Raw genomic sequence first — 9287 nt, forward strand, 5'->3', positions numbered from 1 at the left:
ATCTCGCCGGAATCGAGATGAAAAGCGAAACCGCGCAGAATGATTCGGTCCCGGCAGTGGGCCAGCAGCGTCAGCTGTTCGGCCACCTCGGCGGGACCGATGCCGAACCGGCTCACCGCCACCTGCCCGCCGGGGCCGGGGAATCCGCTCAGCCGCAACAACACCGGGATCGGCGCCGACGGATCGGCCAGCGCCGTCAGCTCGCGCAACTCCCACGGATTGTCCACGTTCACCGTCACACCGGAACCGGCGAGTGCGCGCAGCAACCGCCTGCCCTTCGGCCCGGTCACCTCGATGTCGCCGGGTGCGAATCCCACGTCGCGGGCCGCGGCGAGTTCCTGCGCCGAGGCCACATCGACACCGATACCGGCATGGTGCGCGGTCGCCAGCAACGCCCGGGAATGGTTCACCTTGTGCGCGTAGCAGATTCGATGGCGCAGCCGATGCCGCATCGCCACGGCTCGCAGCTGTCGCAGATTGTCGAGGCAGACCTGCGGGAACAGCAGATGCGCCGGCGTGCCGAAGCGGGCGACGGCCGCGGTGAGCGCGTGCGGGCAGTCGAGATAGGCGCGAACCAGGGGATGCAGCAGTGCCGGTAACGCGGGCGGTGCGCTCATTCGGCCGGGCCCGGGGCTGCGAGGGTCGGGTTGTATCCGCTGTCGCGCAGCGCTTCGAAGGCCCGGTGCCGGTTGCGGGCGCTGCGGAATTCGGCGCGCACCCGCTTGCTGATCAGATCGATCTCGTGCACCGTGATCTGCATCGATTCCAGCACGCCGCCGATGGTGCGCACGCAATGTTTGCAGTTCATATCCGGCACATAGAACAGATGGCCGGCCGTGCCCGCGAGATCGCCGGTGGCATCCGGTGTTTCGATGATGTCGAGTCCGGACACGGTGCGGGTGAACAGGTCCACGAACCGATCGACCACCTCGGGCAGCAGACTGTAGTGCTCGCCGTCGATGCGATGCGGCATCGCCGCCAGGCACGACGGGCGCGTCCCCGGCGGCAGCAGGGCGTATTGGCGTGAGATGAGGTCGAGTTCGTCGTGATATCTGCCGATGGCCGCCTCCACCGACAGGCCCTCCTCGGTGGTGGCGCGCCGCATCACGGTGTGGGCGTCGTGGATGGTGGCGTCCTTCATCGCGCGCAGGGTGGCGATCGTGTCGGCGGTGTAGCGCACGGTGCCGTCGGGCTGGGTGTCGAAGGCGGCCGCGATCATGCCACGGCGATAGGTGGATGCCTGCTGCTCCCAGTACCAGCGGGTGGCGACCGCGGCGAAGATGCCGGAATCGCGCATCCCGCAGGCGAATTGGGTGGCGGTCCGATACGGTGTGGTCTCGGCCAGCAGCGCGTGCTGTGCCAAAGCCCGGCCGGTCGCTTCGATACCGACGCGCAGAATGTCGATCGGATCCTGATCGGTGGTGGTCGCGCCCAGCACCGCGCGGTCGTGCGGGGTGAGCGCCGCGATCCGTCCGGCCAGTGCGGTATCGGTGTCGAGGCTGTGCCACAGGGCGAGTACGGTTTCGCGGACCGCCACCGGCACGATCGGCCCGAGACCGCCGGCGCGGACGTGGCCGGTGTTGGGAATGCCGTCGCTGTCGGTCCACACCACCCGATGGGTGGCGCTGGTGACCTGATCGGCGCGGCACGGACGCATGAACGACTCCAGATACAGCCGCTGCGACAACGTCAGATGGCTGCCCGGTTCGGGCCGCAACGGTGTGCGGGTGACTCCGACAGTGCGTGCCGCGGTGGGTGTGGCGGCGGTGAACAGGCCGGGGCGGGCCAGTTCGGCGAGGATCCGGGACGCGGTGCGGCGATCGTAATCCGATGCGCTGCCCGTCGGTGCCGTGTCCGCAGCGGCCCCGGAGTCCGGGCCGGGGTCGGCGGTGGAGACGGCGGCTGCGGCGGATTCGCGGCGTGTGGTCATCGGACCTCCGTGGCGATGGTGGTGAGGCAACCGAGGAACCGGTCGATCTCCTCGGCGGTGGTGTAGACATGGGTACTCACCCGCACCGAATCTGCTTCGGCCGCAACCAGTTCGGCGTCGTCGGCGTCGTCGGCAGTGTCGGAGGGGACGCAGTGGGCGCCGGTGCGGACGAGGAAACCCAGTTCCGAGAGCACGAAGCCGAGGTCGGTGGCGGTGATCCCGTCGAGGGTGAACGACACGATGCCGTAGCCGGTGTCGCACGGGGCGTGTGCGGGACCGGGCAGCAGCCGCAGCCCGGGCAGTGCGCGCATGCCGTCGACGAGGCGGCGGGTCAGCATCCGGTTGTGCTGTTCGATCGTGTCGATACCGATCGCGTCGAGTACCCGCAGGGCCGCGCCGAGCGCCAGGATGCCCGGGATGTTGTGGGTTCCGCCCTCCAGGCGCTGCGGCATCCGCGCCGGCCGCAACGCCGAATCCCGCACGCTCACACCGGAGTTGCCGCCCGGCAGGAACGGACCCAGCTGGTCGTGGATGCGGCGGTGGCAGAACAGCACCCCCGTGCCGGGCGCGGCGAACATCTTGTGCGCCGACAGCACCGCGAAATCCGCGCCCAGCTCCCGCACGTCGACCGGGATGTGCCCGCCGCTCTGGCTGCAGTCGAAACACACCGCCACCCGGGGGTCGAGGCCGCCGCGCAACTCCTCGAGGGTGTTGCGCGCACCGTAGACGTGGTGGAGGTGGCTGACGGTCAGCAGCCGGGTGCGCGGCCCGAGTTTGGCGGCGATGTCGTCGATATCGGCCTCGCCCAGCGCGGTGGTCCGATAGGGGACCATCCGCACCCGGCGACCGAAATGGGCCAGCGTGGCCCGCAACTGCAGCCACGGATACACATTCGAGGCGTGATCGCGTGGACTGTAGAGGATTTCGTCGCCGTCGGTGAGGGTGGTCAGCCCCCAGGCGAGGGCGACCGCGTTGAGGCCGGCCGTCGCGCCCGCGGTGAACACCACCTCGTCGGGTTCGGCGTGCAGGAAGCGGGCGGTATCGGCGCGGACCTGCTCGATCGCACGCGTCAGTGTCGTCGCCCACGGATAGGTGCCGCGGCCGGAATTGGCGGTGTGGCGGCGGTGATAGCCCTCGATCACTTCGATCACAGGCAACGGTTTCTGAGTGGTCGCGGCGCTGTCCAGATAGACGGGGCCGTCGCCGGTGAGCGCGGGGAACAGGTCGCGGACGGCTCCCGGGTCGCGCGCTGCGGCGGTCTCGATGGAGGCCGGGCCGGGCGGTTCGCACGCAGGGGGCGCAGGGATCCGGGCGCTGACGTGCGCGGGAGTGTGCGCGGAGGCCGGGGCGCTCGCCGGGTGGGCGTGCGCGGGCAGAGGGGTCGGCGACCGCAACGTGACGCTCCCTTCGGCTCGTACGCTGGCGACCATATCCACGATACCTATCGCCGCGGTGGGCTTCGAACCCGATCGCGGACAACGCATTTCACCGGTCGGTCGTCCAGCAGCGCGAATCGTGATCGGAGCGGGCGAGTTTCGCGGTCAGTTACCCGCCGGATCGGGGCCGCCGGGATTGCACATCGCCTGCACGGTGGCCTGGTAGCCGACGGCCGGCCGCCACGGCTCCAGATTCCAGCTCGGCTTGTTCGGTGCGACCATTCGCGCCCACACCCAATGACATTCGAATTGGTCGTACATGCCCGGCGAATCGGCGTCGGGGGAGTCGGCGAGCACCTCCGACCAGGCGCGGTCCAGTGCGGCGGGGAATTGGTCGGCGCGCCCGGCGGCGCTCGGGTAGACGTGCAGGCGGCGGCCGTCGGGATCGTCGGTCCATTCGGTGTGATCGATCAGCGGGCTGCCGGCGAAGGGATCGGTGGTGGGTTCGGTGGTCGGCGCGACGCTGGTCGGGCCGGTCGTCGCCTCGGAGGTGAGCGTGGCGGCCGGGGTGGTTGCGGGCGTGGCGGATTCGGTGCTCGCGGAGTCGCCGCCGCCGCATCCGGCCACCGTGAGTACGGCCGAGACCACCGCGGCCGCCGTGGCCCATCGCGGCCCGCGACCGGGTGCTCGTCGCGCCCCCGACCTCATTCGCGTCCCTTTCGACGTCGCGATCCACCGTCGCCGCTCACGCTACCCGCCACGCCCGCGCGTACCGGAATCGGCGCGGCGGGTGCGCCCGTGTTGCCCGGATACCGCCGGAACTCGACGTAGAGTGGAAGGGTGGCCGCTCAGTTGACCAAGGGACAGGTGGACCGTCTGACCCACGACGAGGTCGTCGTATCCGTCCGGCACAGCGAACCCGTCGATGTCTCGGCGCTGCTGCTGAATTCGGCCGGCAGGGTCCGCGACGAAACCGATCTGATCTTCTACAACCAGCCCGCCGCGCACGGGGTGCGCCTGGCCTCCGGGCGTCCGGAGCTGTCGATCGGATTGCGTTCGCTCCCACCGGAAATCGAGCATGTGCGGATCGTGGCCTCGCTCGAGGACCAGCAGGGTCGCTTCGGTGACCACGCGCCGCCGCAGCTGATCGTGGCCGATCCGAGCGGAAATGCGGTGTACGAGTACACCGTCGACGGCCTCGGTGAAGAACCGGCGGTGATCGTCGCCGATCTGGACCGTGTCGGCAGCACCTGGCAGGTGCGCCCGCTCGGTCACGGATTCCCGGCCGGATTCGCGGCGCTGGTGACCGCGCACGGCGTCGCGGTGGGCGGCGGGGCGGACGAGCTGCCCTATCGCGGCCCGGCGGTGCTGGCACCCGGCCAGGAGGTGGCGCTCAATCAGATCCGCAAGGGTGAGCTGTCGATGGTGAAGATGGGTGTCGGGTGGGATCCGATGAAGGTGCACGGCCCGCGCGGGCTGCGCGCCCTCGAGATCGACCTGGACGCCTCGGCGCTGCTGTTCGTCGGCCAGACACTCGTGGATGTGGCGTTCTACCAGCAGCTTTCCTCCCGCGACGGCGCGGTGCGCCACTCCGGGGACAACCTGACCGGTGACGGTAAAGGCGACGACGAGGTCATCACCGTGGACCTGGCCCGGCTGCCGGCGCAGGTGACGTCGGTGGTCTTCGTGGTCACCTCGTATGCGGGGCATACCTTCGAACGCATCCGAAACGGCTACTGGCGCATGATCGACGGGTCCACGACCGCCGAACTGGCGCGCGGCAATCTGCGCGGCGGCGGGCCGCACACCGGCATGGTGGTGGCGAAGGTATATCGCGACGGCGGCCTGTGGCGGGTGGCCTCGATCGGCGCCCCGATCCAGGCCGGGCATCCGGTGGAGGCCGTCCCGCTGGTGGTGCCGACGCTGTGAGCCGCACCGCGAGCCAGTGGTTTGCCAGGGCTGGTGTGCGCGGCCGCGCATCCCTACTATGACCTCTCGCGGGACCGGCCCAGGAAAGCGGGGGCTTGTCCGGCACAATCGGTACCTGGATGGTGGCGGTGTACCCACCGGCCGTGCCCGCGGGCGTGGCCGAGCTGGGTGTTGAGGAGAGTGGACCGTAGGGGCGAGATGACAGCACCGGCAGTGAAATGTCTTGTCTGGGAACTGGACAACACCATGTGGGACGGTGTGGTCTGCGATTCGACCAGTGGTGCACTGCGCCCGGACGCGGTGCGGGCGCTGCATACCCTGACCGGCCGGGGTGTGCTGCACGCCGTGGCCAGCCGTGGCGAATGGTCCTGGACGACCGACAAATTGGAACGTCACGGCCTGCACGGGCTGTTCGCCGCCGTCGAGGTCGGGTGGGGTCGCAAATCGGCGGCGATCACCCGGATCGCGGCCCAGTTGCGGATCGAACTCGACGCGATCGGCTATATCGACGCCGAGGCGATGGAACGCAGCGAGGTCGCCCACGCGCTGCCGCAGGTGCGCTGCTATGCCGGGCGGCACGTCGACGTGCTCGCCGCGCTACAGGAATTCCGGGCGCCGCTCACCTCCGCGCCGCCGCCGACCTCGCCGATGGGTTTCGCCCACATCTCCGCGAACTGATCCGGCCGCCGCGGCGAGATATCGCCACGGCGGCCGGATCGAGAGCGCGCGGATGGATCAGGCGCTGTCGCGATTGATTTCGACGATCGGCAACACCAAAGCCGCCGGCGCCGAGGCCGGAACCACCGGCTGCCGCGGCGCGACCGGGGAAATGCGCTGGTAAGGGCTGTCCTGCGCGGGGCGGGTATCGTTTTCGCCCTTGTTCGGCCACAGTGCGGCCGCGCGTTCGGCCTGTGCGGTGATCGTCAGCGACGGGTTCACACCCAGGTTCGCCGACACCGCCGCGCCGTCGACCACACTGAGCGTCGGATAGCCGTAGACGCGGTGGTAGGGGTCGATGACACCGTGTTCGGGGTCGGCGCCGATCACCGCACCGCCCAGGAAGTGGGCGGTCAGCGGGATGTTGAACACCTCGCCCCAGGTGCCGCCCGCGGTGCCGCCGATCTTTTCCGCCACGCGCCGGGTCACATCGTTACCCGCCGGGATCCAGGTCGGATTCGGTTCGCCGTGGCCCTGTTTGGAGGTCAGTTTGCGGCCGAACACACCCCGCTTGGTGTAGGTGGTGATGGAGTTGTCCAGATGCTGCATCACCAGCGAGATGACGGTGCGTTCGCTCCAGTTGCGCACGCTGAGCATGCGCAGCAGCGTCAGTGGATGGCGCAGCACTTCCAGCAGGAAACGCAGCCAGCGCGGGATCCGGCCGCCGCCGTCGACCATCAGCGTCTGCAGCAGCCCCATCGAATTGGATCCCTTGCCGTAGCGGACCGGTTCGATATGGGTGTCGGGGGTGGGGTGGATGGAGGAGGTGATCGCGACACCGCGGGTGAAGTCGCGGTCGGGATCCACGGTCCGGGTCGCCGCGCCGAGAATGGATTCGGAGTTGGTGCGGGTCAGCTCGCCCAGCCGCGGTGACAGCCGCGGCAGAATTCCCTTGTCGCGCATGTCGAACAGCAGCTTCTGAGTGCCGCGGGTGCCGGCGGCGAGGACGACGTGCCCGGCGGTGTAGGAGGCCGGCGAGCGGCGGATCTTCGCGCCGGTGCGGCGGGTGTCGACCTGCCAGCCGCCGTCGGGCAGCGGCCGCACCGCGGTGACCGTGGTCAGCGGCAGCACCTGCGCTCCGGCCTGCTCGGCCAGATACAGGTAGTTCTTCACCAGGGTGTTCTTGGCGCCGTGGCGGCAGCCGGTCATACATTCGCCGCATTCCAGGCAGCCGGTGCGCTGCGGGCCGACACCCCCGAAATACGGGTCGGCCACGGTCTTGCCGGGCTCGCCGAAGAACACCCCGACCGGTGTCTGCACGAAGGTGTCACCGACACCCATGTCGTCGGCGACCTGTTTGAACACCTCGTCGGCGGGGGTGATGTGCGGGTTACGCACCACGCCCAGCATTTTGGTGGCCTGCTCGTAATAGGGGGTCAGCTCGGCGCGCCAATCGGTGATGTCGCGCCACTGGTTGTCCTGGAAGAACGGCTCCGGCGGGACGTAGAGGGTGTTGGCGTAGTTGAGCGAGCCGCCGCCGACACCCGCGCCGCCGAGGATCAGCACATCGCGCAGCAGGTGGATGCGCTGGATGCCGTAGCAGCCCAGCGCGGGCGCCCACAGGAATTTGCGCAGGTCCCAACTGGTTTCGGGCAGTTCGTCGTCGGCGAAGCGGCGACCGGCTTCGAGAATGCCGACCCGGTAGCCCTTTTCGACCAGGCGCAGCGCGGTGACGCTGCCGCCGAATCCGGAGCCGACGATCAGGACGTCGAAATCGGTGTCGTGTGCGGTCATGGCCGCTCCTGCGGGGTGCGGGCCATCCGCAACCGGTCGGCCCCGGGAACGGGCTGCGCATGGTGTCTCATCGGGCCTCCGTGAGTGTGTGTCGCCGGTGACGAATATCAACGCTACTACCGAATATTTTAGGTGTGTCTCTCGGTACCCCTAAATGATGTCGTGCCTGGTCGGCGGGCAGATCCTGGGAAAATCGGCGAGGCCGGCCGGGGTGGCGGCCCGCCTCGGCGGGGGTGGCGTCCGAGCGGCCGTCGCGAGTCGGTCCGGCATGGATCGCCTCGCGTCGGGTCGCCACTCACGCTCATTACCGGCGGGTAACAGTAATCCGCCTCACGATCGGTGACAAGTGTGACCGGAATCGCCAGATCGCCGATCACTCTGGTAAGCACCGCTCTCTATATGGCAGGCTGGGAGCATGAGCACACCCCGATCCCGCGCCCGGGCCCGCACGATGGACGAAATCGTGCGCATCGGCCGTGAACATCTCGCGGTGCACGGCGCCGCGGCGCTGTCGCTGCGCGCCGTCGCCCGCGACCTCGGCGTGGTCTCCTCGGCGGTGTACCGCTACGTGCGCAGCCGCGACGAACTGCTGACCATGCTCGTCGTCGACGGCTACACCGAACTGGCCGACGCCGTCGACGCCGCCCTGGCCGCCGCACCCGCCGACGGCGCCACCCGGCTGCGGGTACTGGCCCACGCCGTGCGCGACTGGGCGCTGGCCGAACCGGCCCGCTACGGCCTGCTGTTCGGCACCCCCGTCCCCGGCTACGACGCACCCGCCCAGGAGACCACCGCCCCCGGCACCCGGGTGATCGGATCCCTGCTGAACATCGTCGAAACCGCCTGCCGCACAGGAGAACTCGCGACCCCGGATCCCATCCCGGCGGTCCCTGCCGAACTGGCCGCCGACATCGAACGCATCCGCGCCGAATTCGGTCTGGAGATGCCGAACTGGGCGATGGCGCGCACGCTGACGGTGTGGACGGGCCTGTTCGGAGCGGTGAGCTTCGACGTCTTCGACATGTACGGCGCGCAGACCTTCACCGACCGCGCCCAGGTGTTCGACGTCCACCTCGACACCCTGTGCGCGATCCTCGGATTCCCCGCTGCCGCAGCGGACTAGCCCGCGCGGCGGGTATGCATTCGTGACCGTCATCGTGCAGGATGTCACAACCCGATAAAGCTCATTCTCAGCTTTCCCATACCCGGGAATGAAAGACTGAACGGCGAAATGAACGACGAAACCGAACCGATCCCGGTGGTGGATCCCCGCGGCGGCAGCGGCCGATCGCGGCACGCGCGGCCCGACGACGAGTCGCCGGCGGATCGGTCCGGTCGACACGGCCCGCGCACGGTCCGGGCGGGCACCCCGCCCTGGAGTCGCGGCATCGCCACACCCGCCGACCAGCGCGACAGCGAGCGCACCCGGCGAGCCACCCCACCTCCCGCACAACGTCCGGCACGACGTGAACAGCCCGCCGCCACCGCCGAACCGAGCGTCCGGCGCCGTCCCGCCCCCGCTCAGTCACCCGCGCCCGAACGCGGCGACACCGAACCGCGCCGCCGCGCCACCCGCACCGCGCCGGCCGCCGCGACCACAG

8 protein-coding genes and 1 pseudogene are annotated in these 9287 nt (G+C 69.6%); 4 read left to right on the top strand and 5 right to left on the bottom strand.

Translation table 11 applies throughout. From position 1 onward, the window contains the following. The 4 genes from ON23_RS11315 to ON23_RS11330 all read right to left on the bottom strand — a co-directional run. The coding region (locus tag ON23_RS11315) for a decarboxylase (protein WP_039778053.1) at positions 1 to 617 on the bottom strand (617 nt) is incomplete at its 3' end. After that, a complete protein-coding gene (locus ON23_RS11320) occupies positions 614 to 1930 on the bottom strand; it encodes a heavy-metal-associated domain-containing protein (RefSeq protein WP_244969567.1) in 1317 nt (438 codons plus the stop codon). The genes ON23_RS11315 and ON23_RS11320, both read right to left, overlap by 4 nt. Next, a complete protein-coding gene (locus ON23_RS11325; protein WP_083903849.1) occupies positions 1927 to 3360 on the bottom strand; it encodes an aminotransferase class V-fold PLP-dependent enzyme in 1434 nt (477 codons plus the stop codon). The genes ON23_RS11320 and ON23_RS11325 overlap by 4 nt, the downstream gene beginning before the upstream one ends. A 111-nt stretch (positions 3361 to 3471) precedes the next feature. Next, the gene (locus tag ON23_RS11330) at positions 3472 to 3954 is read right to left on the bottom strand and encodes a DUF2599 domain-containing protein (protein ID WP_039778054.1); all 483 of its coding nucleotides are present in this window, start codon (positions 3952 to 3954) and stop codon (positions 3472 to 3474) included. 192 nt (positions 3955 to 4146) lie between these two features. On the opposite strand from ON23_RS11330, the gene ON23_RS11335 reads away from it, so the two are divergent. Next, complete coding sequence (locus tag ON23_RS11335) at positions 4147 to 5235, top strand: TerD family protein (RefSeq protein ID WP_051042420.1); 1089 nt, start codon at positions 4147 to 4149, stop codon at positions 5233 to 5235. Between the two features lie 198 nt (positions 5236 to 5433). After that, a complete protein-coding gene (locus tag ON23_RS11340; RefSeq protein WP_039778055.1) occupies positions 5434 to 5913 on the top strand; it encodes an HAD-IIIC family phosphatase in 480 nt (159 codons plus the stop codon). A gap of 57 nt (positions 5914 to 5970) precedes the next feature. Here the strand turns inward: ON23_RS11340 and ON23_RS11345 are convergent, their stop codons facing one another. Next, complete coding sequence (locus ON23_RS11345; RefSeq protein ID WP_039778056.1) at positions 5971 to 7686, bottom strand: GMC oxidoreductase; 1716 nt, start codon at positions 7684 to 7686, stop codon at positions 5971 to 5973. A gap of 415 nt (positions 7687 to 8101) precedes the next feature. On the opposite strand from ON23_RS11345, the gene ON23_RS11350 reads away from it, so the two are divergent. After that, positions 8102 to 8809 carry a TetR/AcrR family transcriptional regulator gene (locus tag ON23_RS11350; protein WP_039778057.1) on the top strand — a complete coding sequence of 236 codons (708 nt, stop codon included), beginning with the start codon at positions 8102 to 8104 and terminating at the stop codon, positions 8807 to 8809. 108 nt (positions 8810 to 8917) lie between these two features. Then, positions 8918 to 9287: pseudogene (locus ON23_RS11355) on the top strand (hypothetical protein); the annotation flags it as partial.

Origin of the sequence: Nocardia cerradoensis NBRC 101014 (genome assembly GCF_000308535.1) — a bacterium.
In the GTDB taxonomy this organism is placed as follows: domain Bacteria; phylum Actinomycetota; class Actinomycetes; order Mycobacteriales; family Mycobacteriaceae; genus Nocardia; species Nocardia cerradoensis.

What these genes read in the sequence shown, in the direction of transcription:
- ON23_RS11325 (WP_083903849.1), bottom strand. Translation starts at nt 3,360, where the DNA reads ATGGTCGCCAGCGTACGAGCCGAAGGGAGCGTCACGTTGCGGTCGCCG.
- ON23_RS11345 (WP_039778056.1), bottom strand. Translation starts at nt 7,686, where the DNA reads ATGACCGCACACGACACCGATTTCGACGTCCTGATCGTCGGCTCCGGA.
- ON23_RS11350 (WP_039778057.1), top strand. Translation starts at nt 8,102, where the DNA reads ATGAGCACACCCCGATCCCGCGCCCGGGCCCGCACGATGGACGAAATC.
- ON23_RS11340 (WP_039778055.1), top strand. Translation starts at nt 5,434, where the DNA reads ATGACAGCACCGGCAGTGAAATGTCTTGTCTGGGAACTGGACAACACC.
- ON23_RS11320 (WP_244969567.1), bottom strand. Translation starts at nt 1,930, where the DNA reads ATGACCACACGCCGCGAATCCGCCGCAGCCGCCGTCTCCACCGCCGAC.